At 73.2% G+C, this 23,793-nt stretch carries 20 protein-coding genes and 1 pseudogene; 10 read left to right on the top strand and 11 right to left on the bottom strand.

The genetic code is table 11. The features are described 5' to 3' along the window. The first annotated feature begins 702 nt into the window (after positions 1-702). From DEJ47_RS37585 to DEJ47_RS04165, 6 genes are read left to right on the top strand one after another with little or no spacing between them, the layout of a single operon-like run. The gene (locus DEJ47_RS37585) at positions 703-1,623 is read left to right on the top strand and encodes an HAD family hydrolase (RefSeq protein WP_161270702.1); all 921 of its coding nucleotides are present in this window, start codon (positions 703-705) and stop codon (positions 1,621-1,623) included. Further along, positions 1,620-3,755 (top strand): 4-alpha-glucanotransferase, encoded by a 2,136-nt coding sequence (malQ, locus tag DEJ47_RS04145; protein ID WP_150165029.1) that lies wholly within the window; start codon positions 1,620-1,622, stop codon positions 3,753-3,755. The genes DEJ47_RS37585 and malQ overlap by 4 nt, the downstream gene beginning before the upstream one ends. Beyond that, positions 3,733-4,944, top strand: a complete 1,212-nt coding sequence (locus DEJ47_RS04150; protein WP_150165031.1) for a sedoheptulose 7-phosphate cyclase — start codon at positions 3,733-3,735, stop codon at positions 4,942-4,944. The genes malQ and DEJ47_RS04150 overlap by 23 nt, the downstream gene beginning before the upstream one ends. Continuing rightward, the gene (locus tag DEJ47_RS04155; RefSeq protein WP_150165033.1) at positions 4,937-5,362 is read left to right on the top strand and encodes a cupin domain-containing protein; all 426 of its coding nucleotides are present in this window, start codon (positions 4,937-4,939) and stop codon (positions 5,360-5,362) included. Before DEJ47_RS04150 ends, DEJ47_RS04155 begins: the two co-directional genes overlap by 8 nt. Then, complete coding sequence (locus DEJ47_RS04160) at positions 5,343-6,410, top strand: ROK family protein (protein ID WP_150165035.1); 1,068 nt, start codon at positions 5,343-5,345, stop codon at positions 6,408-6,410. The genes DEJ47_RS04155 and DEJ47_RS04160 overlap by 20 nt, the downstream gene beginning before the upstream one ends. Continuing rightward, entirely contained in the window at positions 6,407-7,366 is a 960-nt protein-coding gene (locus tag DEJ47_RS04165) for an SDR family oxidoreductase (RefSeq protein ID WP_150165037.1), read from the top strand. The genes DEJ47_RS04160 and DEJ47_RS04165 overlap by 4 nt, the downstream gene beginning before the upstream one ends. Here the strand turns inward: DEJ47_RS04165 and DEJ47_RS04170 are convergent. The 5 genes and pseudogenes from DEJ47_RS04170 to istB form a co-directional block, all read right to left on the bottom strand. Next, complete coding sequence (locus tag DEJ47_RS04170) at positions 7,337-7,699, bottom strand: hypothetical protein (RefSeq protein WP_150165039.1); 363 nt, start codon at positions 7,697-7,699, stop codon at positions 7,337-7,339. The two genes, DEJ47_RS04165 and DEJ47_RS04170, sit on opposite strands and share 30 nt — an antisense overlap. Positions 7,700-8,048: 349 nt before the next feature. Then, a pseudogene (locus tag DEJ47_RS04175) lies at positions 8,049-9,470 on the bottom strand (alpha-amylase); the annotation flags it as partial. Positions 9,471-9,550: 80 nt separating this feature from the next. Beyond that, a complete protein-coding gene (locus DEJ47_RS04180) occupies positions 9,551-10,420 on the bottom strand; it encodes a lysophospholipid acyltransferase family protein (RefSeq protein WP_150165043.1) in 870 nt (289 codons plus the stop codon). Then, entirely contained in the window at positions 10,417-11,169 is a 753-nt protein-coding gene (locus DEJ47_RS04185) for a GNAT family N-acetyltransferase (protein WP_150165045.1), read from the bottom strand. Before DEJ47_RS04185 ends, DEJ47_RS04180 begins: the two co-directional genes overlap by 4 nt. A 272-nt stretch (positions 11,170-11,441) precedes the next feature. Beyond that, positions 11,442-12,662 carry an IS21-like element helper ATPase IstB gene (gene istB / locus DEJ47_RS04190; RefSeq protein ID WP_223828670.1) on the bottom strand — a complete coding sequence of 407 codons (1,221 nt, stop codon included), beginning with the start codon at positions 12,660-12,662 and terminating at the stop codon, positions 11,442-11,444. Between the two features lie 140 nt (positions 12,663-12,802). On the opposite strand from istB, the gene DEJ47_RS04195 reads away from it, so the two are divergent. Next, positions 12,803-14,005 (top strand): CaiB/BaiF CoA transferase family protein, encoded by a 1,203-nt coding sequence (locus DEJ47_RS04195; RefSeq protein WP_150165049.1) that lies wholly within the window; start codon positions 12,803-12,805, stop codon positions 14,003-14,005. A gap of 16 nt (positions 14,006-14,021) precedes the next feature. Here the strand turns inward: DEJ47_RS04195 and DEJ47_RS04200 are convergent, their stop codons facing one another. Beyond that, positions 14,022-14,606: a helix-turn-helix domain-containing protein gene (locus tag DEJ47_RS04200; protein WP_150165051.1), complete on the bottom strand. Its 585-nt coding sequence runs from the start codon at positions 14,604-14,606 to the stop codon at positions 14,022-14,024. Positions 14,607-14,710: 104 nt separating this feature from the next. Here DEJ47_RS04200 and DEJ47_RS04205 point away from each other — a divergent pair, with 104 nt between their 5' ends. Beyond that, on the top strand, positions 14,711-15,589 hold the full coding sequence (locus tag DEJ47_RS04205; RefSeq protein ID WP_150165053.1) for a DMT family transporter: 879 nt from the start codon (positions 14,711-14,713) through the stop codon (positions 15,587-15,589). A gap of 22 nt (positions 15,590-15,611) precedes the next feature. Here DEJ47_RS04205 and DEJ47_RS04210 read toward each other — a convergent pair whose 3' ends face one another. After that, positions 15,612-16,376: an acyltransferase gene (locus DEJ47_RS04210; protein WP_150165055.1), complete on the bottom strand. Its 765-nt coding sequence runs from the start codon at positions 16,374-16,376 to the stop codon at positions 15,612-15,614. 134 nt (positions 16,377-16,510) lie between these two features. Between DEJ47_RS04210 and DEJ47_RS04215 the strand changes: the two genes are divergently transcribed. Beyond that, complete coding sequence (locus DEJ47_RS04215) at positions 16,511-17,044, top strand: gamma carbonic anhydrase family protein (RefSeq protein WP_150165057.1); 534 nt, start codon at positions 16,511-16,513, stop codon at positions 17,042-17,044. Position 17,045: 1 nt separating this feature from the next. On the opposite strand, the gene DEJ47_RS04220 is transcribed toward DEJ47_RS04215, so the two are convergent. The 4 genes from DEJ47_RS04220 to DEJ47_RS04235 form a co-directional block, all read right to left on the bottom strand. Further along, the gene (locus DEJ47_RS04220; protein WP_150165059.1) at positions 17,046-17,735 is read right to left on the bottom strand and encodes a DedA family protein; all 690 of its coding nucleotides are present in this window, start codon (positions 17,733-17,735) and stop codon (positions 17,046-17,048) included. An 87-nt stretch (positions 17,736-17,822) separates the two neighbouring features. Further along, the gene (locus tag DEJ47_RS04225; RefSeq protein WP_150165061.1) at positions 17,823-19,427 is read right to left on the bottom strand and encodes a carboxylesterase/lipase family protein; all 1,605 of its coding nucleotides are present in this window, start codon (positions 19,425-19,427) and stop codon (positions 17,823-17,825) included. After that, positions 19,424-21,910, bottom strand: coding sequence for a beta-glucosidase family protein (locus DEJ47_RS04230; protein ID WP_150165063.1), 2,487 nt, complete (start codon positions 21,908-21,910; stop codon positions 19,424-19,426). The genes DEJ47_RS04225 and DEJ47_RS04230 overlap by 4 nt, the downstream gene beginning before the upstream one ends. Positions 21,911-22,202: 292 nt before the next feature. Beyond that, the gene (locus tag DEJ47_RS04235) at positions 22,203-22,661 is read right to left on the bottom strand and encodes a DUF4442 domain-containing protein (RefSeq protein WP_190415254.1); all 459 of its coding nucleotides are present in this window, start codon (positions 22,659-22,661) and stop codon (positions 22,203-22,205) included. A gap of 81 nt (positions 22,662-22,742) precedes the next feature. On the opposite strand from DEJ47_RS04235, the gene DEJ47_RS04240 reads away from it, so the two are divergent. Beyond that, the gene (locus DEJ47_RS04240; protein WP_150165065.1) at positions 22,743-23,732 is read left to right on the top strand and encodes a hypothetical protein; all 990 of its coding nucleotides are present in this window, start codon (positions 22,743-22,745) and stop codon (positions 23,730-23,732) included. The last annotated feature ends 61 nt before the right edge of the window (positions 23,733-23,793 follow it).

A 23,793-nucleotide genomic window follows, 5' to 3' on the forward strand; every position in this document is an offset into this window, starting at 1 on the left:
GCAGGCGAACTGGCCGACCGAATACGGCAGGCCGCGGCGGTCTTCCGGGACGCCCCGGAGACGTACGACCGCCTGTCGGCCAACTCGCGCCGACTGGCCCGGCGGTTCACCTGGCCGCGGACCGCCGAGCTGCGCCTCGCCGCGTTCGACGCGCTGCTGCGCGGCGAGCGACTGCCCTTCCCCGCCGAGGACGCCATCGCGTGGGGCTGGTTCGACGCGCTGGACGACGCGGACTTCGCACGCCACGGCGAGCGGATCGCGCGGGCGGCGGCCGAACGGGGTGACGCGGCGGCGTACGCGCGGTGCGCCCCGTTGGACGGGCCCGCCCTGGAGCGGCTCTTCGAGGCGGCGTACGCACGCGCGGACTTCGCGCGGTGCGCGGAGCTCGCGGCGACGGCGGGACGCGACGACTGGGCGGCGCGGCTGGCGACGCGGTGCCGGGCGACGCCGGTCCCTGGGGGAGACGGTAGCGGGTGGCGGGTCGAGTACGTCCACGCCGGGGCGGAGCGCGTGGAGGTGGTCGTGGCGTCGGCAGGGCCGACGCAGTCCGGGGCGGGCCTGGAGTCCGTCGCCGAAGCGGTCGCCTCCGACGAGCCCGTGCCCATGGGGAGCGGGGCCGCGTTCCAGGCTCTGAGTGCGGCGGGCGACGGCACGTTCCACGGAACCGTCGACGGACTGCCCGCGGGGCGGGAACTCGTCGTCATGGTGACCCTGCGCTCCGGACGCGTCGCCTGGGACACCGTCCCGGTCCCCGAGGCCGCGCCCCCGCCCTACCGGATCGTCGCCACCGACCTCGACGGCACGCTGCTGCGCGACGACCTGACCGTGTCCGACCGCACCCGCCGCGCCCTCGCCCTGGCCACCCGGGCGGGCGCGCACCACCTCGTCGTCACCGGGCGGCCCGCCGCCGCCTGCCGGGAGTTCCTCACCGCGCTCGGCTACCGGGGCATCGCGGTGTGCGGGCAGGGCGCCCAGCTGTACGACGCGGGCGCGGACCGGCTCATCGACTCCGCCCGGCTCGACCTCGACCTGGCCAGGTCGGTGGTCGCACGGGTCGAGGAGGCGCTCGGCGCGCTGGAGCTCGGGGTCGTCACGGCGCCGCCCGAGAGCCGCTTCAAGGTGACACCGCGCTTCGGGGAGCGGGTCCGGCACGGCTGGGACGTGACGGCCGACCGCGCCCAGCTGTGGTCCGGCCCCATCGACAAGCTGGTCCTGCACCACCCGCAGGTCCCGGAGGACGAACTCGCCGGCATCACCGAGAAGTTGTGCGGGGACGACGTGAGCGTCGTGCACTCCGTGAAGGGGATGGTCGAGGTGCTGCCGCTCGGCACCACCAAGGGCGCGGGGGTCGCACGGGCGGCCCGGCTCCTGGGGTTCACCGGCGCGGACACGATCGCGTTCGGCGACATGCCGAACGACATACCGCTCCTCGCCTGGGCGGGCCACGGGGTGGCCGTCGCCAACGCCCATCCGGAGCTCCGCGCCATGGCCGACGAGGTCGCGCCGAGCAACGAGGAGGACGGCGTCGCAGCCGTCCTGGAACGGCTCTTCGCCGCACCGCGGGGCCCGGCAGCGACGTCGGTCCCGGCGCCGGAGGCACCGGGACCGGGGGCACACGCATGACCGACGTACGCACCGCACTCGCCCATGCCCACGGCGTGGCCACCGCCTACACCACCGACCTCGGCCACCGCGTCGACGTCGTCCCGGACACGCTGGTCGCCGTCCTCGCGGCGTGCGGCGTGGACGCGTCGACGGAGGCGACGGCACGGGCGGCCCTGGAGGCGCACCGGCACGAGCAGGCGGAGAGGCCGCTGCCCCCGTGTGTGGTGGTACGCGTCCCCGTGGACGGCGCCCGGACCACCGCCTCCCCTCTCCCCGACCACCTCACGAGGCTCAGTCGACGCGCCGCCGTACACGTGCAGTTGGAGTCCGGCGGCACGACGGCTCTCTCCCCGGCCCTCCCGCCAGGCCACCACTTCCTCCATGTCCGCACCCCCGACGGACGGCAGGCGCACGCACCCCTGCTCGCGGTGCCCGACCGTCTGCCCGCCCTCGCGGGCCGCACCTGGGGTTTCCTCGTGCAGCTCTACTCCGTCCTCTCCCGCCGCTCCTGGGGCATGGGCGACCTCGGCGACCTGGCGGAGCTCGCCGCCTGGTCGGGGCAGGCCCTGGGCGCGGGGTTCGTGCAGCTCGGGCCGTTGCACGCGGTGGAGCCGGGCCCGCTGCCCGACCCGTCGCCGTACCGGCCGAGTTCGCGGCGCTTCGCCGACCCCCTGCACGTACGCGTGGAGGCCGTGCCCGAGTACGCGTATCTCGACCCGGCGGCGCGTCCCGCCGTGGACGGCCTCGTCGCCCGCGCGCGTCGGCTGAACGACACGGTGCTCGACGGGAGTTCACTGATCGACCGGGAGGCGGTGCGCGAGCTCAAGCAGCGCGCGCTGCGGGCCGTGCGTGACGTGCCGCTGTCGCCGGGACGGGCCGCCGCCTTCGCCGCGTTCGTCGAGCGCGAGGGGCAGGGCCTGACCGACTACGCCACATGGTGCGCGCTCGCCGAGGTGCACGGCGGGGCGTGGCGGTCCTGGCCCGCCGAGCTGCGCGATCCACGCTCCCCCGCCGTGGCGCGGGCCCGCACCGAGCTCGCCGCGGCCGTCGACCACCACCGGTGGCTCGCGTGGATCACCGACGAGCAGCTGGCGGCGGCGCAGGCCGCGGCGGTCGGTGCGGGGATGCGGGTCGGTCTCGTCCACGATCTGGCGGTCGGTGTCGCGCCGGAAGGGGCCGACGCCTGGGCCCTGCAGCGCTGTCTCGCCGCCGGGATGAGCGTGGGGGCGCCGCCGGACGACTTCAACCGGCGCGGCCAGGACTGGGGCCAGCCTCCGTGGCGGCCGGACGCGCTCGCGGCCGAGGGCTGCCGGCCCTTCGCCGAGCTGCTCAGGTCCGGGCTGCGGCACGCGGGAGCCCTGCGCGTCGACCACGTCATGGGGCTTTCGCGGCTGTGGTGGGTGCCGGAGGGACGGCCGCCCACGGAGGGCACGTACGTGCGGTACGACCGGGACGCGATGCTCGGGGTCCTTGCCCTGGAGGCGTACCGGGCGGGCGCCGCGGTGATCGGCGAGGACCTCGGCACCGTCGAGGACGGCATGCGCGAGGAGCTCGCGGAGCGCGGCATGCTCGGCACGTCGGTGCAGCGCTTCGAGTATCTGGGTGGTTCCGCGGGCCGGCACGGCCCGCTGCCGCCCGACCAGTGGCGGGCGAACTGTCTGGCCACGCTGACGACCCACGACCTGCCGACGACGGCGGCCTGGCTCTCCGGCGAACACGTGGACCTGCGGGCCCGGCTCGGGCTCCTGACCCGGCCGGAGGCCGATGAGAAGGCAGCGGCCGCCGCCGAACGCGACGGCTGGCTCGCCGAGCTGACCCGGTTGGGTCTGCTGCCCGACCCGGACGGCGAGGTCGCCGCCCTGCACCGGTTCCTGCGGCTCACGCCGGCCCGGATGCTCGGCGTCTGGCTGCCGGACGCGACGGGCGACCGGCGCCCGCAGAACCTGCCGGGCACGGCCGCCGTGCACCCCAACTGGCGGCTGCCGGTGGCGGACGCACGGGGCCGCCCGGTGCCGCTGGAGGAGCTGCCCGATTCCACGCTGCTCCGGATCCTGGCGGACATCTTCGCGCACGACACCGCGGACGCCTCCGCGCACGACACCACTGAGAACGACATCGAGGAGAGTCATGGCAGGCCAGGTTCTTGCTGAGGCCGGGGCCGCGGGGGTCCATGAGGACGCCGGCGGCTTCGATCTGCTCGCACCGGACGGCACCGGATACCGCGTCGACGTCACGGGCGGGGTCTTCCATCCGGACAACCCGCTGCTCGCGGAGTACGTGGCGGGCCGCCGCGTGGTGGCCTACATCGGCCCCACCGTGGACCGCATCTACGGAAAGCGGCTCCGCGACTACCTCACCGCCCGTCTGGAGCCGGGCAGTTGGAGCGTGCACACCATCGCGACCGGCGAGCACCACAAGTCCCTGACGTCGGTGGAGCAGGTCTGCGCCACCGCCAAGGCGGCGGGCCTGGACCGGCACGGGGTGATGCTCGCGGTGGGCGGCGGCATCGTGGCGGACATCGTCGGCTTCGCCGCGTCCATGTACGCGCGCGGCATCCGCTACATCAAGGTCAACACCAGCCTGGTGGGGCAGGTCGACGTCGGCGTCGGCGTCAAGACCGGCGTCAACGCCCTGCACACGAAGAACATGTTCGGCGCCTACCACCCCGCCCACGCCTCCCTCAACGATCCGGCGCTCCTGGACACGCTGCCGGCCCGTGAGATCCGCTGCGGTCTCGCCGAGATCGTGAAGATGGCGGTCATCCTCGACGGCGACCTGTTCAGGACACTGGAACGGCATCCGGACGCGTTCCGCCGCGGACCGTCAAGCGCGGCGGCTTCGGGCACGGCGGCTTCGGGCGGCGATGTGGAGACGTACATCATCCGCACCGCGATGCGGCTCATGATGGAGGAGCTCTGCCCGAATCTGCGGGAGCACGAGCTCGCCAGGCTCGTCGACTTCGGGCACACGTTCAGCCCGGTCATCGAGACGGCGGGCGGCCACCGCCTGGCCCACGGCGAGGCGGTCGCCGTCGACATGGCGCTCTCCGCGCACCTGGCGCGGCTGCTCGGTCTCGCCGATGAGGAGACCTGCGAGCGGATCGTGACCCTGCTCGAGCGGATCGGGCTGCCGGTGTACGACCCGGCCACCTGCACGCCGGAGCTGATGACGCAGGCGCTGCGCGCGTCGTGGCAGCGGCGGGGCCGCAAGCTGCACCTGGTCGTGCCGACCGCGCTGGGCAAGGCGGCCTTCGTCGACGAGCTGGAGCACCTCCCGACGGAGACGCTGCGGGCAGCCCTTGACGCGCTGGCGGACCGGGCGGTGCGGCGCGATGGCTGAGGACGCGGCGGCGACGGCGACGGGCCGCGGGCGCCCGGTCAACGTAAGGGATCTGCTGACCGCCAAGGAGCACGACCACGGTGGCCTCGGCACGATCCTGGCGCACCGCATCTTCGCCCGCGCAGAGGGTTCCGCCGGCGCCGACTTCATCGACCTGGCCGTTCTGCCGCCCGGTGCGTCCATCGGCAGGCACCGGCACGGGGCCGACCGCGAGACGTACGTCGTGCTCGCCGGGAGCGGGCTGATGTTCCGCGACGGGGAGGAGTTCCGGGTGGGAGCGGGCGACGTCGTCGTCAATCGGCCGCACGGCGAGCACGGCCTGCTCAACGACTCCGCGGACGCGACCGATCTGCACCTGCTGGTCTTCGAGGTCTCCGAAATCTCCGAGGAGGCAGTGCGTGAAGACGAAGGAAGCTGACCCTCGGACCGGGCCCTTCACCGTTCTGGACGTGGGCGGCACCACGCTGCGGGTGGGGAGCTACACCCCGGCCACCGGGCGTCTCTCCCGGGTGCGCCGCGTCCCGGTCGAGGGCAAGGCGCTCCATCCGGACGCGTCCGTGCCGGAGTTGCAGGAGCGGGTGGTGGAGCAGATCGTCCGCGAGGTCGAACGGCACGGTGCGGGGGCGGGCGGAGCGCCGCGCGCGGTCGGGATCGCCTTCGCGGGGCCGGTCACGGCGGACGGTCTGGTCGTCGCGGCGCCCACGGTGTGGGGGCCGCGCGGTGCACCGCTGCCCCTCGGCGCACGGTTGGGTGAGCGGCTGGGCGTGCCGGTCGCCGTCGTGAACGACCTCACGGCGGCGGCCTGGCGGTACGCCGCCACGGAACCGGAGCCGTTCTGTCTCCTCACCGTCAGCTCGGGCATCGGCAACAAGGTGTTCCGCGGCGGCGACGTGCTCGTCGACCCCGCGGGGCACGGTGGCGAGCTGGGCCACTGGGTCTGCGACCCCTCGCCCGACGCGCCGCTCTGCGACTGCGGGGGCCGCGGCCACCTGGGCGCCGTCGCCTCGGGGCGCGGGGTGCTCGCGGCGGCCCGGCGCGCGGCGGCCGCCGATCCTGCCGGGTTCTCCACGTCCCGGCTCGCCGCTCTCTGCGGGGGCGGCCACCCGGACGCGATCGGCAATCCGGCGCTGGCCAAGGCGATCGCGGAGGGCGACGCGTTCGCTACGGGGGTGCTCCGTGGCACGCTCGTGCCGCTCGCCCAGGCGGTCTCGGCGGTCTTCACGTCGATCGGCGTGTGCCGCTTCATCCTGATGGGCGGTTTCGCCCTGGCGGTCGGGGAGCGGTACCGGGTGCTGCTGGTGGAGGAGCTGGTCCGGCAGGGCTGCTTCGGTCTCTCCGCGGACCGCGTGAACGCGCTGGTGTCCCTGGGCGCCCCCGACGACGACCACGGCCTGCTCGGCGCGGGCCGCCTCCTGGCCGCCCGCGGCCACCCGTCCCCGCCCCTCACAGACAGGCCGCCCACATGACCACGCCCCGCACCTCCCTCAGCGCCCGCACCCTCATCGTCGGCAGCGGCTTCGTCGGCACCGGCATCGCCCGGCGGCTCGCGCGCGCCGGGGACGACGTCACCCTCGTCTCGCGCGGGCGCCCCGCCACGCCGCCCGAGGAGTACGGCGCCCGGTGGTCCGCGCTGGACGCCACGGACGCCGAGGCCTGCGGTCGTCTGCTCGCGCGGTCGCGGCCGGAGCGGATCGTCCTGGTGCACGGCCCCTCCGACGTCACCTGGTGCGAGGAGCACCCGGAGGAGGCGGACGCGGCGCACGCCGCCGTCACCGCCAACATCGCCGCGTACGCCGACGCCTCCCGCATCGTCATGATCTCCACGGACAACGTCTTCGACGGCCACGCGTGGCACAACACGGAGCGCACCCCCGTCTCCCCCGCGAACGCCTACGGCCGCGCCAAGCGGCACGCCGAGCGTCTGCTCCTGGGCAGCGCCCCGCGGGCGGTCTGTCTGCGGGTCAGCCTCGTCTACGGCCACGAGCCCGCCGACGCGGGCAAGTGGCTCAACTTCTTCGCCGCATGCGCCCACCGGCTGGCCGACGGCACGCCCGTCGAGGCGCCCGACGACCACTGGACCACACCGGTCCATGTGGAGGACGTGGCCGAGGTGGTGGCCGCGCTCCTCTCCGCCCCCGACCCGCTTCCGCCGGTCCTGCACCTGGGTGGCCCGGACCGGGTCACGCGCGCCGAGTGGGCCGGGGTGATCGCCGAGGCGCTGGGCGCCACGCCCCGCCTGGTCGTGCCGGTCCCGAAGGCCCGCAGCCGCTACGCCTCGCGGCCCGAGAACGCCTGCCTGGTGGGCGAGTTGCTGGCGCGGCTCCCCGCCACGCGCGCCGTCCCCGTACGCGGGGTTCGTGCGGGGGCACGCGATCTGGCCCCCGCGTTCCCGCTACGCGTCGGAACCCTCCTCGAGCCGTAGCGTCTCGATGCGGTCCCAGCCGCGCGCCGCGATCCGTTCGTGCAGGCCCAGTTCCGGGGTGGCGCGCACCACGAGGCACTGCGGGGGCTGCAGATGGACGGCGAAGGCCACGAGGGTCTCCAGGCCGCTGTTGGCCAGGTAGCGGACGCCGGTGAGGTCGATGAGGATCTCGTCGGCCTGCGCCCTGTCCACGCCGTTGGCCTGGGTCTGGTCGGTCAGTGCCAGGGCCAGCGGCCCGCGGTGTGTGCTCACGACCTCGCCGGACAGGCGCACGCCGGGGCTGTGGGGGGTGGGCATGATGAGCAGGAGATCGTCCGCGAAGTAGTCGCGCATGGCAGTCCAATGCCTTGATGCGCCGTGAAAGGGGACGGATGGCGGCGGATGCCGGGTTCGGATCCATCGCACGGTCCTGCACACGGTGCCACGAGGCGGAAGCAGAGTTCCGCTGGAAGCAGCCGCTGGCGTGGGGGCCCCGCTCCAGGCCCGAGAGATCGCCGGAAGGTCATCGCAGCGCTAACAGCAACAACAGACCGCGGGCTGTTACTCACCGTACCCTCTCAACTCCACCACGGATAGGGACCTTTCCGTTCGAACGGCGACGAACGCCGCCCCGCGCGGGCAGAACGCGGGGCGGCGGCGCCGGGAGGGCGTGCGTGCCGGAACGTCAGCCGTTCGCACTCGGGCAGCTCTTCGCGCCGACGTGCAGGGCGACCGCGCTCTTCGCGGCGACGGTCACGGCCAGGCGCCCCTCGCCGTCGACGGTCACGGGCTTGCCGGACTGGACGTCGCAGTACTCCCCCGCGGGCAGCGACGTCCGCAGGTTCTCCTTGACCTCGCCGTCCCCGGCGTTGACGGCGACGAACGCCTTGTCGCCGCGGCCGAAGGCGATGGCGCCGCCTCCGTTGTCCCACCAGTCGGTGAGCGGCGCATCACCGGCGGTGTTGCGGAAGGCGACCATGCTCGCGATCTTCGGCTGCGCGTGTTGGCACACCCACGCGTCGCCGGAGCAGTCGGCCCTGCCGTCCGCGGGCGGACCGTCGTCCTTGCTGTCGAAGGCGTATCCGGAGTGGACGTCCGGCGAGCCGTACGGGAAGGCCAGCGCGAAGACGTGCGCCAGGGTGTAGGGGGCGCCCTGCTTGTAGGTGAGGACGTTGCCCTGGCGCTCGGTGTCGTGGTTGGCGACGAAGACACCCGCGTTCTCGGACGGCTGCTTCCCGTCGGCGATGTTTTTCAGTCCGGCCAGGCTGCCGCTTTCGAAGGCGCCCTTCAGGGCGTAAGCGTAGTTGAACTCCTGTACGTCACCGGTGCCGATGTATTCGCCGGGCTGGACCTCCTCGCCGGGTCCGGGCAGCGTCTCCTGCTTCCAGTACACGTCCGGGTCGGTGAGCTGCGACTTGATCGCTTTCAGGTCGCCCTCGGGCATGTGCTTGGCCGCGTCGATGCGGAAGCCGTCGACGCCGAGTGCGAGGAGGTCGTTCATGTATCCGGCGATGGTCGTGCGGACGTGCTCCTCCCCGGTGTCCAGGTCGGCGAGGCCGCCGAGTTCGCAGTTCTGGCTCTCCTCGCGCTTGGTGTAGTCCTGGATCTCCTTCTTGCAGTTGTCCATGTCGGCGTCCCCGTACGTGCCGGGGTAGTCGTACTTGGAGAAGCGTGTGCCGCCGGAGCCGGTGTTGGTGCCCTGCGTGTTGGTCATGTGGTTGATGACCGTGTCGGCGACGACCTTGACTCCCGCGTCGTGGCAGGTGTCCACCATGCTCTTGAAGGACGCGCGGTCGCCGAGCCGGGAGGCGATCTTGTAGCTGACCGGCTGGTAGGCGGTCCACCACGAGGGGCCTTCCAGGCGCTCCTGCGGGGGCGAGGTCTGGACGTAGCCGTAGCCCGCCGGGCCGAGCGTGTCCGTACAGGCCTTGGCCACGGAGTCGAAGTTCCACTCGAACATGACCGCCGTGACGTCCTTGGCGGCGGCCGCGGCGCGGCTCGTCCCGGCGGGTGCCGCGGCCTGGCCGGGCTGCTGGGCTCCGGCGGAGAGGCTGCCCGCCGCTCCGGCGACCAGTGCGGTGCTCATGACGGCGATCCTGCGGGGTTTCGATATACGGCCGTGCATCGAAAGCCTCCTGTGGGGGGGATGGGCGTGAGGGTGGGGCGTGGGGTGGGAGTGGTCGCCTCCAGCGGCTTGCTGAAAACTCATGCCGCCTTGCAGCAACTTGTTGCAACGGGACCATAGGAGGCCCCAGTTGAAGGGTCAACCCCTCGCGCAACACACGCCTCGTCCACGACTCCGGCCCCGAGCACCGCTCGTCTCGCCGCGTCGGCCAGTGCGCGGCGGTCGGTGCCCCACAGCGGCGTGCGCGCCGCGACCCGTACGCGCAGGCCGCGCGCGCCCGCCACTCTGCGCAGCGAGGCGGTGAAGTCCTCCTCGCCGAGGAAGGCCGGGGCCGTGCTCGGCCCACCGTCCTGGCGGTACTCGACCGTCACCGGACGGACGGGCGCGCCCGCGTCGGCCGCCGCCTGGAAGGCTGCCCTCCGGAACCGGCCACCGGAGGCGGAGCACCAGGTCGTCGCCTGGGGAAACACGAGCACCGACGTGCCACCGCGCAGACAGTCGGCCAGCTCATGGACGACTCCCGGCAGTTCGCGCGGGCTGCCGTCACGGTCGATGAACCGCGTGCCCGCGCGCCGGGCCAGCGCGCCGACCACCGGCCACCGGCCGACCTCGCGCTTGGCGAGGACGCTCACCGGTTCGACGGCGAGCAGCGCGACGACGTCGAGCCACGAGATGTGGTTGGCGACGACCAGCGTGCCCACGCCCCCCGTCCGCACGCTGAACGGCGCGTCCTCGACCCCTTCCACGCCCACCCCGAGCGCGCTGAGCACCGCACGGGCCTCGGCCCGCAGGGCCGACGGTTCGGCCAGCCGGTCGCCTCGGGCCACGGCGCGGGTCAGGGCGTACGTCAACGTGGCGTAGCGGCGCGCGAGTTCACCGAACGGCACGCGCGGGTCCGGGTCGGCGGCGCAGGACGCGGGACAGCCGCGGTCGACCGTCCACGCGCTCATCGCGCGTCCTCCCCGAGGAAGTAGCGGCGGTGGCGGGCGCTGAGCCGCTCCGTGTCGAGGAGGACGAAGAAGTCCGCGACGTCGAACTCCGGGTCGTGGGCGGGGGCTCCGCACACCCACGCGCCGAGGCGGAGGTAGCCGCGCAGCAGGGGCGGCAGATCGGCGTAGGCAGGGCGTTCCGGTGCCGGACCGCCGGGGGTCCAGGGGCGCCGGGGGTGCACGCGCAGCTCGGGCGGTGCCGCGTGCCTGGCCGTGCCGAGCAGCCACGCGGCGGTCGCGGCGCGGCCGCCGTCCGCGAGCGGCACGGAGGCGCAGCCCGCCAGGTACCGGTGGCCGGAGAGCAGGACGTAGCGGGCGAGTGCGGACCACATCAGGGTGATCACGGCGCCGGAGCGGTGGTCGGGGTGGACGCAGGACCGGCCGGCCTCGACGGTGGAGGACCGCAGGGCGTTGAGGGCGACGAGGTCGAACTCGCCGTCGGAGTAGGAGCGCCGGGCCCGGCCGGGCGGGATGATCCGGTACGTTCCGACGACGTCGCCGGACGAGGTGTCGGTGACGATCAGGTGGTCGGCGAGGTCGTCGAAGGCGTCGATGTCGTGGCCGGGCAGGGGCGTGTCGAGGGCGGCGCCGAGCTCTTCGGCGAAGACACGGTGGCGCAGCCGCTGGGCCGCCCTGATCTGTTCGGTGGTGTCCGCGATGGAGGTGACGTACGAGCTGGGCTGAGTCGCGACGAGCGGCGTCGAGGGCATGACGGTTCCGTTTCTCGGTTCGAGGGGGACGACGACGGAGACGGGGAGTCGGTGCGGTGGGCGCTGCCGCGGCTCAGGGCGGCGCCCACTCAGCACGGTGCCCGCGCCGCCTGAACTGCGCGCTTCAGGCGTGCGTCGGCCCGTCGTCGGGCTCGCGTCCGGATCGGGCCGGATCAGACCGGAGGGGACGGGATCGGACCGGATCGGAGGGGACCGCAGGCGAAGGCCCCGGGTGCCGTCGGCCGGACATGTCGACGCCGTCGTGCCTCTGCTCAGAAAGGTGTGGCGGGCCCCGCGTCGCCCGCCCCCATGACCTGCGTGCTGTCCAGGTCCAGGCGGCGCGTCCGGTAGCTGTCCGCGTCGAGAGTGACGACCTCCGCGTGGTGGGCCAGCCGGTCCACCGTCGCGGACGCCGTCGCGCTGTCGCCGAACACCTCGTCCCAGCGGCCCAGTGGCCGACTGCCGGTGACGATGAGCGAGCCCCGCTCGTAGCGGTGCGAGACGAGCTGGAAGAGCAGGTGGGCGACGTCGGCCTCGAAGGGCACGTAGCCGACCTCGTCCACGACGAGCACCGGGTAGGCGTCGAGGCGTGCCAGCTCCTTGCGCAGCCGCCCCGCGGCCCTGGCCTCGGCGAGCCGGGCACCCCACTCGGCGGCGGTCGCGAACAGCACCCGGTGCCCGGCCTGGCAGGCGCGTACGCCGAGGGCTACCGCCAGGTGCGTCTTGCCGGTACCGGGCCCGCCGAGCAGCACCACGTTCGCCTTGCGGCTGACGAAGTCGACCTTGCCGAGGCGGGTGATCACCTGGGGCTCGGGCGCCCGCAGATGCGCCTCGTCGAACATCTCCAGGACTTTCCTCGCGGGGAACCCGGCGGCCTCGATGCGCTCCTCGGCGCCGGTCGAGAGCTCGGCCGGTGCCCCTCCGCCGGCCCCGCCGCCGTCCCGCTGCGCGGGAATGACGGCGGTCCGCCCGGTGTCCTTCACTGCGCGCGTCTTCGCCTCATGGGCCGCCATGGGCCCCGACATGTAGGCGAGGATCGCCGCGGAGGCGATGAACGCCATGTGGATGACGGTCCCCCACAGCAGGTCGTGGCGGGGCGTGTGGTGCACGTCGACGAACATCTGGAGCAGATGCACGGACGAGATCCCCACGATCGCGGTGGCCAGCTTGACCTTCAGGACGTTGGAGTTGACGTGCGAGAGCCACTCGGGCTGGTCCCGGTGGCCCTGCAGTCCGATCCGTGAGACGAACGTCTCGTATCCCCCGACGATCACCATGATCAGCAGATTGGCGATCATCACCACGTCGACGAGCTTGAGGACGGCGAGCATGACGTGCGTCTCGTCCGCGTGCCCGCTGATGACGTGGTGGATGAGGTGCCACAGCTCGTTGAAGAACTTGTAGACGTACACACCCTGCGCGGCCACCAAGCCGAAGTACAGGGGGGCTTGGAGCCACCGGGTCGCGAAGAGGGCGCAGCCCAGCGTGGTCATCTTCTGCGGGGACGAGGTGGAGCGGAACACGAGACCTCCAACGGCCGTGAGGCTCGTCATTGTTGTGGTCCGCCGCCGACAATCTGAATTCGAGCCACCCGTTGGGATTAATAGAAATCCAGTCGGACAGGAAACGTCGCATGCCGCCTCCCCCTCCTCTGCCCCTCGCGGGTGTCACTGTCGTCAGCCTGGAACAAGCCGTCGCCGCGCCCTTCGCCACCCGGCAGCTCGCCGATCTGGGGGCCAGGGTCATCAAGGTCGAGCGGCCCGGGGGCGGCGACTTCGCGCGGCGGTACGACACCACCGTGCGGGGGCAGGCCAGCTACTTCGTCTGGCTCAACCGGTCCAAGGAATCGATCACCCTCGACCTCAAGACGGAGCGGGGCCTCGCGATCCTTGAGGAGCTGGTCGCGGGCGCCGACGTGTTCGTGCAGAACCTCGCCCCGGGCGCCGCCGCGCGGCTCGGGTTCGGCGCCGAGGAGTTGCGGGAGCGCCACTCGTCCCTGATCACGTGCACCGTCAGCGGCTACGGCACGGACGGGCCGTGGGCCGACCGCAAGGCCTACGACCTGCTCCTGCAGTGCCAGACCGGACTGCTCCAGCTCACCGGCACCCCGGACGAAGCCGCGCGGGCGGGGATCTCCGTCGCGGACATCGCCGGGGGAATGTACGCCTACAGCGGCATTCTGTCGGCGTTGTACACGCGGGCGACGACGGGGCGGGCCCCGGCCGTGGAGGTGTCCCTCTTCGACGCGCTCGCCGAGTGGATGGGCCAGCCCGCCTACTACACGCGGTACGGCGGCACCCAGCCGCCCCGCGTCGGCGCCCGGCACGCGACGGTGGCGCCGTACGGCCCGTTCACGGCGTCCGACGGCAAGGACGTTCTCCTGTCGGTGCAGAACGAGCGCGAATGGGCCGCTCTGTGCCGTGCGTTCATCGGACGCCCCGAGCTGGCCGACGATCCGCGCTTCGCCACCGGGTCCGACCGTGTGGCGCACCGCGAGGCGCTCGACGCGATCATCTCCGAGCGGTTCGCGGAGCTCGACAGCGACGCGGCGATGGAGTTGCTCGACCGCACGGGCATCGCCAACGCCGGGGTCAACTCGGTGCACGAGTTCCTGGCCCACCCAGTGCTCACCGAGCGCGGACGCTGGCAGGACATCCGCGTGCCGGGCACGACCGACCCCGTACAGGCCCTGCTGCCCCCGGCCATCCTCTCCGGGGTCACCCCGCGCATGGACCCCGTGCCGGAGGCGGGCGAGCACACCGAGGCGATCCTCGCCGAGCTGGGTCACGGCCCGGACGACATCGCGGGGTTGCGCGAGGAGGGTGTCTGCTCCTGAGAGTCCGGGCCGCTCGTCAGTAGGCGCCCGCGTGGGCCGGCGGCACCGAGACCGACATCGTCATCTCGACGGGCTCGGCGCCCTTGTTGTGGTAGCCGTGCGCCACGTCGGCCTCGAAGGTGGCGCCCGTCCCCGCGGGGACGGCGTGCTCGGCGCCGTCCACGACGAGCGTCAGCTCGCCGCGCGTGACGTGCAGCAGCTCGATGGTGCCCGGTGGGTGCGCGTCGGAGTCGTTGCCCTCCCCCGGCATCAGATGCCACGACCAGAGCTCGAAGGGGCCGCGCGCCTCGGCCCCCACGACGAGCGTCGTGCTGCTGCCGGCCTCCGTGGACCACATGCGGACCGCCTGCTCCGGCGGCACGAGCCGGACGTGGGAGCCCTGTTCGTAGTCGAGGAGGGTGGTGATGCTGACGCCCAGCGCGTCCGCGAGCTTCACCGTGATGCCCACGCTGGGGTTGGTCCTGGCCTGCTCGATCTGGATGATCATGCCGCGGCTCACACCGGCGCGGGCGGCGAGCGCGTCGAGCGTGAAGCCCCGCTCGTTGCGCCAGCGCTTGAGGTTGCGGGCGAGCGACTGGGTCAGCTGGTCGAGGTCCGACACATTCCGTCCAATATTTTGGATGACAGGGTTCACGGTACTGAACTACGGTGCGGTGCAACCGAAGAACCCGGATGGTCCAACACACTGTACTGCGAGGCCTGCTGATGACCGCACTGTTCGCCCTGGCCACCAGCCTGCTGTGGGGCCTCGCCGACTTCGGGGGCGGACTGCTGACCCGGCGCATCCCCGCCCTCACCGTGGTGGTCGTCTCGCAGTCCATCGCGGTGGTGGTGCTCGGCACCGTCGTGATCGCGACCGGCGCGTGGACGGAGTGGGGGCCACAGCTGTGGTTCGCGGTGGCCGCGGGACTGGCCGGACCCGTCGCGATGCTCGCCTTCTACAAGGCCCTCGCCCTCGGGCCGATGGGCGTCGTCTCGCCGCTCGGCTCGCTCGGCGTCGCCGTACCGGTCGGTGTCGGGCTCATGCTCGGCGAGCGGCCCGGGCTCGCCCAGTTCGCGGGGATCGCCGTCGCGTTCGCGGGCATCGTGCTCGCGGGCGGGCCGGAACTGCGGGGCGCTCCCGTGCAGCGGCGGGCCGTCCTGCTCACCCTCCTCGCCGCGTTCGGGTTCGGCGGTGTGATGGCCCTGATCGCCGAGGCGTCGAGCGGCCTGACCGGTCTGTTCCTCGCGCTGTTCGTGCAGCGGGTGACGAACGTGGCGGCGGGCGGCGCGGCGCTGTACGCCTCCGTGCGGAGGGGCGGCGGGGCACTCCCCGAGGGCTCCGGGACGGCAGGAGGCGGCATGGGTGTCGTACGGGCCGCACTGCCGGCTCTCGCCTTCGTCGGCCTGGCGGACGTCGCCGCCAACGGCACGTACTCGGTGGCCGCGCAGCACGGCCCGGTCACCGTGGCCGCCGTCCTCGCCTCGGTCTACCCGGTGGTGACGGCGCTGGCGGCGCGGCTGGTCCTGAAGGAACGCCTGCGCGGGGTGCAGGCGGCGGGCGCGGGCCTGGCCCTGGTGGGCACGGTCCTGCTGGCGACCTGAGGACGCGGGCCGACGCGCCTCGTCAGACCTCGTCCAGCCTCCCCGACTCCCCCCGCTCTCCCAACTCGCCGAGCGCCACCAGTTGTTCCGGCGTGACCCCGTCAGGGATCGGCACCGGCGCCGGCGTCCGCAGCGGCGGCTGCCACCCGTGCTCGGCGTCCCAGGTCCGGACGACCCTCGCGGGCGCCCCCGCCACCACGGCGTGGTCGGGCACCTCGCCCCGGACCACCGCGCCCGCGGCGACCACCACGTTCCGCCCGATCCGCGCCCCCGGCAGGATCACCGCACCGGTCCCCACCCAGCACCCCGGCCCGATCTCCACCGGGTCCATCCGCGGCCACTGCTTGCCGATGGGCGTGTGCGGGTCGTCGTAGGAGTGATTGGTGGAGGTCACGTAGACGTAGGGACCGAAGTAGCAGTCGTCGCCGATGGAGACCGTCGTGTCCGCGATGACGTGGCTGCCCCTGCCGAGCACGACGCCGTTGCCGATGCGCAGGATCGGGTCGGGGCCGAGGTCGAGGTCGGGCATCATGCCCGCGGTGAGGGTGACGTGCTGGCCCACGATGCAGTGGTCGCCGATCCTGATCCACGGCTCGCCGAAGACCGTGCCCTGCGGGAACGCGAGCTTCGTGCCCTGCCCGAGCGCGCCGAACCGCAGCCGCCCCGGGCGCGCGGCGGTCACCGCGCCCGTGCGCTGCACCCAGTCCCAGCCCGCGTGGACGGCGCGCTGCGCGAGCCTGCGGGGCGCGGCGGCAAGGGATGAGAACGTGTTCCTGTTCTTCGGCACGGGCTCACGTTACTCAGTGCCTCCACCCCCCGCAGGCCCGCGGCCTGTGATCTTCACCCCACGCGGCGGCACGGGCCGCCCGGTCCCGTACGGTGCCGTCAGGCGTGACGACGTACCGAAGAGGGAGACATCCGATGGGCCACGAGGCACTCATCACCGGCATCGGCGGCAAGGACCCGAAAATCGATCAGGACGCGTTCACCGCGCCGACGTCCGTCGTGATCGGTGAGGTGACCCTCCGGTCCGGGGCCAGCACCTGGTACGGCGCGGTGCTCCGCGCCGACTGCGGGCCCATCGTCGTGGGCGCCGACAGCAACATCCAGGACAACTGCAGCCTCCACGTCGACCCGGGCTTCCCCCTCACGATCGGCGAGCGCGTCTCGGTCGGCCACAACGCCGTCCTGCACGGCTGCACCGTCGAGGACGACGCGCTGATCGGCATGGGCGCCACCGTATTGAACGGCGCGGTGATCGGCACGGGTTCGCTGGTGGCCGCCCAGGCGCTGGTGCCGCAGGGCATGCGGGTGCCCCCGGGCTCACTCGTCGCGGGCGTGCCCGCCAAGGTGCGCAGGCCGCTCACCGACGAGGAGCGCGAGGGCATCTCGCTCAACGGCACGATGTACGTCGAGCTGGCCAGGGCGCACCGGGACGCGCACGCCGCGGAGTGAGTCAGTCCGCGACCGGGACCGGCTGTCGCTCGGCGGCCGTCGCGGACGCGGCCGGTTCCGCGGCCGCCGCTTCCGCCTCGGCCTCCGCCGCCACCTTCTTCGCGCGGCGCTTGACGAACAGCATCGAGCCGACGCCGATGAGCACGGCGATGCCGAGTCCCACGTACGAGAACCGCTTCAGCCAGTCCTCGGCGACCACGCCGATGTAGTAGATGACGGCGGTGGTGCCGCCCGCCCAGACGATGCCGCCGAGGACGTTGGCGATCAGGAACTTCCAGTACGGCATGCGCAGGACACCCGCGAGCGGGCCCGCGAAGATGCGCAGGAGTGCGATGAAGCGACCGAAGAAGACCGCCCACATGCCCCACTTCTGGAACGACCGCTCGGCGGTCGCCACGTTCGCGGCGCCGAAGTGCTTGGGGAACTTGCGTTCCAGCCAGGCGAGGAGCGGCCGTCCGCCCTTGCGCCCGATGGCGTACCCGATGGAGTCGCCGATGATGGCGCCCGCGGTGGCGCACGCCCCGAGGATCACCGGGTTGATGTCACCGTACTGGGAGGAGAGGAGCGCCGCCGAGACGAGGACGATCTCGCCGGGCAGCGGGATGCCCAGACTTTCGAGGCCGATGACGAGCCCCACCAGCGCGTAGATGCTGACGGCCGGTACCTGCTCCAGCCACTCCTGGACGTGCAACGCCGGTTCCTCCCGTGTCGGTGTGTGTGCCCGGCGTGCGCGCCTGCTCGGCCGCGCACGCACGCCGGGCAGCCTACCCGGACGGGATCACCCGGCAGGAACGGCGTCCCAGAGGCCGCACCGGTGTGCGTCGTGCACCGTGTCGCTGATTCCGGTGCCGCCCTCGGATGCGGTGCGCAGGGAGAGCAGCTGCCCCGGGCGGGTGCGCTGGTCGGGGGCGGCGGGCCCGCCGTCGGCACGCGGCACGCCGGTGCGGATGAACGATCCCCAGTACTGCACCATCTGCCGGGCGAGCGCCCGCTGTTCCCTGTCGAGCGGCGAGTCGAGCCCGAAGTGCTTGAAGAGGTACTGCACTTCGTTGACGTGGGTCGCGCCGAAGTCGAAGTCGGTGTCCAGCTCGCGCAGCGACGCGAAGGGCGGCGAGGTGCGGTCGGCGAACTCGTAGGCATAGACCGGACCGCGGTGCGCGAGGGCGGCGTTCAGGCGCAGGGCCGTGCAGGCGAACATCCGGTCCCCGGTGGCCGCGCCGAACGCGTGCGTGGGCGAGGCGTGGTCCGTGAGCGGATACGCCGTCAGGACGCGGCCGCCCAGGTCGGGACCGTACGCGTCGATGACCGCGCCGGGGTACTGCTCAGCGGTGAGCGGGGCGCCCGCGCCGTCGAACCGGGCGAAGGCGAAGAGGGTGCCTTCGTCGCTGTTGGCGCCGTTGAGCACGGGCACGCGGGCCGCGCCGCCGTTCTCGTACGCATCCTTCGGCTGCGCGGGCAGGAAGGCGCCGCCGACGACCGGGCCCCAGTCGTAGCCGGCCTGCGCGGCGAGAATGTCCTTCGCGGGCTTTTCGCGCAGGCAGGCGAGGGCGGTGGCCGGGTCGGGGCAGCCCGCCTTCTTCGCGAAGGCCGCGCCGTCGCGGACCGCTCGCTCACGCTCGCGGGCCGCGCAGTCGCCGTACGCCCCGCTCTCCACGATGCCCGCGCGGTACAGGCCGCGGGCGGTGGGCGAGGCGAGCAGCGTGCAGACGGAGCGGCCGCCCGCGGACTCGCCCGCGATGGTGACGCGGTCCGCGTCGCCGCCGAACCGGCCGATGTTGGCGCGGACCCAGCGCAGGGCGGCCTGCTGGTCGAGCAGTCCGTAGTTGCCGGAGACGCCGTCGGACGCCTCGTCGTCGAGTCCCGCGGCGGCGAGGAACCCCATGGCGCCGAGGCGGTAGTTGACGGTCACGACGACGGTGCCGGTGCTGCGGGCGAAGGTGTCGGGCACGATGTCCTCGCCCGCTCCCGCGGTGAGCCCGCCGCCGTGCAGCCACACCATCACGGGCCGCGGTCCCCCCTTGTGGCCGCGCGGCGCGTACACGTTCAGGTCGAGGCAGTCCTCCGTGTGGCTGGGGTTCTCGTACCCCGGATCCCAACTGGCGCTCTGCACGCACCGGTTGCCGAAGGAGGTCGCCCGGCGCACCCCGTCCCAGGGCTTCGCGGGGCGGGGCTCCGCCCAGCGCAGACTGCCGACGGGCTGCCGCGCATAGGGGATGCCGAGGAACTGCCGTCCCTCGTCGGTGGTCTCGCCCCGCACCCAGCCGGCGTCGGTGCGCACCAGCGTGTCGTCCGCGGCCCGCGCGGGAAGCGGGACGAGTGAGGCCGCCGCGGCGGCCGCCAGGACGGCGACGGCCGAGGCGGCGCGGCATATCCGGATTTTCATGAACCGGCTCCCTTGATGACGGTGTGCGCGGAGAGAATCAGCTCGCCTGCCGACGTGCCCACGTGAACGGCGCGCCGGCCGGTCCCGAGCACCCAGCCGTGGCGTTCGGCGTCCCAGGCCGACAGCGTCCTGCGGTCGACGTGCACGGTGACGCGCCGCCGCTGTCCGGCACGCAGCGCGATCCGCTCGTAGCCGCCGAGCACCCGCCGTGCCTGCTTCATGGCCAGGTCGGGCGAAGGACCGACGTACACCTGGGGGACGGTGATGCCGTCCCGCTTCCCGGTGTTGCGCACGGTGAAGGTCACGTCCAGGCCGCGGCCCACCGTGCGGACCGCGAGGTCCCGGTAGTCGAAGGTGGTGTACGAGAGTCCGTGGCCGAAGGGGAAGAGCGGCCGCACCCCTTCGGCGTCGTACCAGCGGTGGCCGACGAGGATGCCCTCCGAGTACTCCTCGACGCCGTCCACTCCCGGGTAGCGCGGCGGGTTCCCCGCCATCGGGTGGTGGTCGTCGTCCACCGGGAAGGTCTGGGTGAGCCGGCCGCCGGGGTCGCAGTCGCCGAACAGGACGGCGGCGGTGGCGGCCGCGCCCTCCTGCCCCGGGTAGTACATCTGCAGCACGGCGGCGGTCCGCTCCAGCCACGGCATCGAGGTGGCCGACGACGTGTTGAGGACCACGGTGGTACGGGGGTTGGCCGCGGTCACCGCCCGGATCAGGTCCTCCTGGTGGCCGGGGAGGGCGACGGTCGTGCGGTCCTGGCCCTCGGTCGCGTCCTCGTACGCGAAGAGGACGACGCTGTGCGCGCCGCGCGCCGCACGGACCGCCGCGGCGACGTCCGCCGCGCGCGTGGCGCCGGTGACCCGGCGCAGCCGGAACGTCTGCCCGCCGTCGCCGCCCTTGGCCCTGATCCGCAGCCGGTGCCCGGCGGGGTCGAGGGGCAGCGTCGCGCGCCGGACGTTCAGCCCGTCCGGCGCGGAGGAGACAAGCCCGCCGGAGAAGAACTCGCCGACGCCCGGCTGCTTCGGATACAGCTCGACGCCGTCGAGCTCCACCGCGGGACGCTCGCCCGAGTAGTGGATGACGAGCGTCCACTCGTCCGGCTCGTCCGGGGTCAGTGTCCCGTCGTACGTCCACTCCTTGCCCGCGGGGACCCGCTGCCCCTCGGTGTCGAGACCGGGGCCGAGTGCGTGCCGCGGGATCTCCTTGCCGTAGAGGTCCTCGCCCAGCGCGTACGTGACGTCGGCGCCGCGTCCGGCCCGTGCCCTGATGGCGCGCAGGGGGCTGTCCGCCCGGTCGGGGATCACGTGGGCGCTGCCGCCGCCGCTGACGAACGGGTGGCGGCCGGTGGGCCCGATGACGGCGATGTCGCGGGCGGCCCGCCCTCTCAGCGGCAGAGCTCCGTGGGCGTTGCGCAGCAGCGTGGCGCCCGCCTTGGCGACGTCGAGGGCCACCCGTGCCCCCGCCCTCGGATCACGGCCAGGGCGGCGCGGCGCACCCCCGTCGAGCAGCCCGAACCGTTCCATGACCGCCAGGATGCGGCGGACGGAGCGGTCGACGTGCGGCTCGGGAACGGTGCCGTTCCTGACGGCCCTCTTCAGGGCGGCGCCGAAGTGGGTGCCGTCGGGCATCTCCATGTCGAGCCCGGCGGCGAGGGCCGCGGCGGTGCTGTGCTGGGCGGACCAGTCGGTCATCACCCACCCCTCGAAGCCCCAGCGCTCGCGCAGGATGTCGCTGAGCAGCGTTCTGTTCTCGCAGGCGAAGGTGCCGTTGACCTTGTTGTACGCACCCATGACGGCACCGGTGCGTGCGGCGACGGCCGCCTCGAACCCGCGCAGTTCCGTCTCGTGCATGGTCCGCTCGTCGGCCCGCACGTCGATGGACATGCGGTCCTTCTCCTGGTTGTTCAGGGCGAAGTGCTTGACGGTGGCGATGAGCCCCTCGCCCTGGATGCCCCTGATCTCCGCGGACACCATGTCGGCGGCGAGCAGCGGGTCCTCGCCGAAGGTCTCGAAGTTGCGTCCGGCGTACGGGGTGCGGATGAGGTTGACCATCGGGGACAGCAGTACGTCCTGGCCGAGGGCGCGTCCCTCGCGGCCGATGACCTGCCCGTAACGCCGGGCGAGCGCGGGGTCGAAGGCGGCGGCGAGCATGACGGGGGCGGGCAGGGCGGTGGCGCGGGCCGCGACGCGGACGCCCGCGGGCCCGTCGGCGAGCCGCAGTGCCGGGATGCCGAGCCTCGGCACCCCGGGAACGTAACCCGCCTGGCCGAGGGCCTCGGGGTCGGTGGCGCCGTGCAGCAGGGAGATCTTCTCGCCGAGGGTGAGCCTGCCGACGAGGGACTCGACGCGGGGGCCCGCACCCGGGCCCTGTCTCTCCCGGGCGGCCGCGTGCGAGGGCACCGCCACTCCGGCGGTGGCCGCGGCGGCCACGGCGATCGCACCGCCGGCCAGCCCGAGGGCCGACCGCCGGGACACGGAACGGGACATGAGCCGTCACTTCCTTCTGTGCCTGGTGCGCGGACACGACTGTTCGAAACGAAGCGTGTACACGTGCCAATGGCGAGTCGTCGTTCGCCCTTTGAACGCACTATGCGACAGACGGACTTGACGCGCCGTTAGGCACCACGAGGGACGGCGGGAAAACTATGACCGGGGATGACTCGTGTCAATGAGATGAACAAGGCCCGTGGTCGCGTCCGGGGACACAACCACGGGCCTGTGCGCACCTGTTCGAGTGGGGGGGCGCCCCGTCGGGACCGGCCCGTGCGGACCGGGTGGTTCAGCTGGGGTTGTTGGGGCGCAGCGTCCACACCACCGTCATCTCGCCGGTGACCGCGCCGTCCTCGCGGCGGATCTCGATCGCGACCGGGAACTCGGGGCGCTCGCCCGCGTCGAGTTCGGCGATCACGTCGGCGGCCGGGCGGCCGAGGGTGGCCGTGGCCGTCACGGGACCCATGGCCAGCTTCTTGTACGCGATCTCGGCGCTGACGGCGAGCGGGACCGCCCGCGAGAGCTCCGCGCCGAACGCGGCGAGGACGATCGCGCCGCTCGCGGACTCGCCCAGCGTGAACATGGCGCCGGCGTGGGGTCCGCCGACGTGGTTGTGGTAGTCGCTCTGGTCGGGCAGGGCCACCACGGCCCTGTCCGGTGTGGTCTCCCGGAACTCGAGGTTCAGGGTCCTGGCCATCGGAACCGTGGCGGCGAGCATCTCGCCGATCGACATCTGGTCTGCGCTCATGGCCGCGATGTTACCCACGAGTAGCGATCCTTGACCAGGTCCTGCCCGCACGTGGATCACCGTCACCTATGGTTGACGCCCATGTGGCACGGAGAGCAGCCGCCCGGGGGCGAGCAGAACCAGCAGAGTCGGAACCCGTACCGGCAGCCGGGGTATCAGCAGCCCAACCCCTACGGGCAGCAAGCCACCTGGAACGCCCCGACGATGCCCGCCGGCCCGCAGGGGCCGGCGCCCGAACCTCCGGGAGGCGGCAAGGGCGGCGGTGGCCGTACGAAGCTGATCGCCCTGGTCGCGGCCGGGGCCGTCGTCGTCGGCGCGGGCATCACCGGCGCCCTGCTCCTCGGCGGCGACAAGGACGACTCCGCGAAGCCGGGTCCGGCGAGGTCCAGCGCCTCGCCGGACGACAAGGCGTCCGCATCCGCGTCCGGCACCGCCAACCCGCGCACCGGGGACGGCATGCCCGAGCCGACCGTTCCCGGCTGGAAGGTCGTCGTCAACCCCAAGCTCGGCATCGCGTTCGACGTGCCCGCCGACTGGTCCCTGGAATCGCGGGACTGGGCCGGCGGAGTCGTGGAGGACAAGGACGCCGACGACGACTCGGCGCCGTTCCTCGCCGCCTACGCCGCCCCCGCCCACTTCAAGGAGAAGTGGTGCGTGAGCGACGACGACAAGGACGGCATCAAGGACGACACGGCGCTGGCGTCCGCGGGCACGCGCGGCGGGCGCGGCGTGAAGAGCACCGAGGAGGCCGCGCGGCACGACGCGGTCGGCTGGGTCTACGGCCTCTACACGCAGCCGGACAGGAAGAAGGTCACGACGGGGCCGACTGAGGCGTACACCACCGAGTCCGGCCTCAAGGGCACGCTGGTGACCGCGAGTTCGTCCGGCGCCGAGAAGCGCGGCACGTGCGGCTCGGACGGCAAGGCCGCGGTGTTCTCCTTCAAGAAACCCGACGGCAGGTTCGCCTCCTGGTCCTTCCACGGCGCGAAGGGCGTCAAGGACGAGCTGCCGGACGAGACGGTCCGGGAGATCGTCGCGACGGTGCGTCTGTACGAGCCCGTCCAGGACTGACGCCGGGCGGGCACCGCCGCACGCCCGGGGCCGTTGTGATCTTGGATGACGGGGGCCCGTA

Origin of the sequence: Streptomyces venezuelae (assembly GCF_008642355.1) — a bacterium.
GTDB lineage: Bacteria > Actinomycetota > Actinomycetes > Streptomycetales > Streptomycetaceae > Streptomyces > Streptomyces venezuelae_B.

What these genes read in the sequence shown, in the direction of transcription:
- DEJ47_RS04155 (WP_150165033.1), top strand. Translation starts at nt 4,937, where the DNA reads ATGGCTGAGGACGCGGCGGCGACGGCGACGGGCCGCGGGCGCCCGGTC.
- DEJ47_RS04150 (WP_150165031.1), top strand. Translation starts at nt 3,733, where the DNA reads ATGGCAGGCCAGGTTCTTGCTGAGGCCGGGGCCGCGGGGGTCCATGAG.
- DEJ47_RS04215 (WP_150165057.1), top strand. Translation starts at nt 16,511, where the DNA reads ATGGGCCACGAGGCACTCATCACCGGCATCGGCGGCAAGGACCCGAAA.
- DEJ47_RS04180 (WP_150165043.1), bottom strand. Translation starts at nt 10,420, where the DNA reads ATGAGCGCGTGGACGGTCGACCGCGGCTGTCCCGCGTCCTGCGCCGCC.
- DEJ47_RS04230 (WP_150165063.1), bottom strand. Translation starts at nt 21,910, where the DNA reads ATGTCCCGTTCCGTGTCCCGGCGGTCGGCCCTCGGGCTGGCCGGCGGT.
- malQ (WP_150165029.1), top strand. Translation starts at nt 1,620, where the DNA reads ATGACCGACGTACGCACCGCACTCGCCCATGCCCACGGCGTGGCCACC.
- DEJ47_RS04185 (WP_150165045.1), bottom strand. Translation starts at nt 11,169, where the DNA reads ATGCCCTCGACGCCGCTCGTCGCGACTCAGCCCAGCTCGTACGTCACC.
- DEJ47_RS04225 (WP_150165061.1), bottom strand. Translation starts at nt 19,427, where the DNA reads ATGAAAATCCGGATATGCCGCGCCGCCTCGGCCGTCGCCGTCCTGGCG.
- DEJ47_RS04205 (WP_150165053.1), top strand. Translation starts at nt 14,711, where the DNA reads ATGACCGCACTGTTCGCCCTGGCCACCAGCCTGCTGTGGGGCCTCGCC.
- DEJ47_RS04240 (WP_150165065.1), top strand. Translation starts at nt 22,743, where the DNA reads ATGTGGCACGGAGAGCAGCCGCCCGGGGGCGAGCAGAACCAGCAGAGT.
- DEJ47_RS04165 (WP_150165037.1), top strand. Translation starts at nt 6,407, where the DNA reads ATGACCACGCCCCGCACCTCCCTCAGCGCCCGCACCCTCATCGTCGGC.
- DEJ47_RS04235 (WP_190415254.1), bottom strand. Translation starts at nt 22,661, where the DNA reads ATGAGCGCAGACCAGATGTCGATCGGCGAGATGCTCGCCGCCACGGTT.
- istB (WP_223828670.1), bottom strand. Translation starts at nt 12,662, where the DNA reads ATGACCACGCTGGGCTGCGCCCTCTTCGCGACCCGGTGGCTCCAAGCC.
- DEJ47_RS04195 (WP_150165049.1), top strand. Translation starts at nt 12,803, where the DNA reads ATGCCGCCTCCCCCTCCTCTGCCCCTCGCGGGTGTCACTGTCGTCAGC.
- DEJ47_RS04170 (WP_150165039.1), bottom strand. Translation starts at nt 7,699, where the DNA reads ATGCGCGACTACTTCGCGGACGATCTCCTGCTCATCATGCCCACCCCC.
- DEJ47_RS37585 (WP_161270702.1), top strand. Translation starts at nt 703, where the DNA reads ATGGTGACCCTGCGCTCCGGACGCGTCGCCTGGGACACCGTCCCGGTC.